The sequence below is a fragment of the Oleiphilus sp. HI0043 genome (assembly GCF_001634935.1).
The window spans coordinates 1-847 of the sequence record NZ_LWEY01000120.1 but is presented as its reverse complement, the minus strand read 5'-3'; the positions used below and the strand labels follow the sequence as shown (position 1 = coordinate 847).

1 protein-coding gene is annotated in these 847 nt (G+C 44.3%); it reads left to right on the top strand.

Translation table 11 applies throughout. The features are described from left to right. Positions 1 to 62: 62 nt before the first annotated feature. The coding region (locus A3729_RS02625; protein ID WP_304439681.1) for a glyceraldehyde 3-phosphate dehydrogenase NAD-binding domain-containing protein at positions 63 to 847 on the top strand (785 nt) is incomplete at its 3' end.

Here is an 847-nt window from a genome sequence, read left to right as displayed (position 1 = left end):
GAACTATATATCTGGATAATAGCGGCCCTGATTTGACGCATAAACAAATAGAGGTGTTAAGCGTGAGCAATGAAGTGATTGATAACTGTTTTTCAGATTGGAAGAGTCGTGAAGCGACTGCAGAGGCGATGATTCCATTAATTGGTCGTTTGTACCGTCGTAATAATATTGTTACGTCCATCTATGGTCGTGCTGTTATTAACCAGTCAGTAATCGGAATTCTTAAGTCACATCGTTTCGTTCGCCAGGTGGAAGAGAAAGAATTATCTGTCCACGATACTTATGCGGTATTAAAGGTGATGGATGAGCTTGAGCTTGGTCATGCTCGTGTTGACGTTGGTAAGCTCGCCGTTCGCTTTGCTGAACAAACCAATGATGTTAGTTTAGAAGAGTTTGTCAAAGCAGAGTTATCCGACGTTGTTGGTGGCTACAGTGAAGAGGCTAGCAAAGCAGCTTCTGAAAATACCAAAGATGTCGTGTTGTACGGTTTTGGTCGAATCGGTCGCTTACTTGCGCGTATTTTGATTGAGAAAGCGGGCGGTGGAAATAATCTGCGTTTACGTGCAATTGTCGTTCGCGATGGCGGTGCTAAAAACGATCTAGAGAAACGCGCCAGCTTGCTTCGTCGAGACTCGGTGCATGGCCCATTCGAAGGTACAATCACGGTCGATTCTGAAAACAATCTATTGATCGCTAACGGAAATGCTATCCAGGTAATTTATTCTGGCGGTCCGGATCAGGTCGACTACACGCAATACGGAATCAATAATGCAATCGTTATTGATAATACCGGTATCTGGAGAGATGAAGCTGGTCTAGGTAGACATCTTGAGTCTAAAGGCGTTGC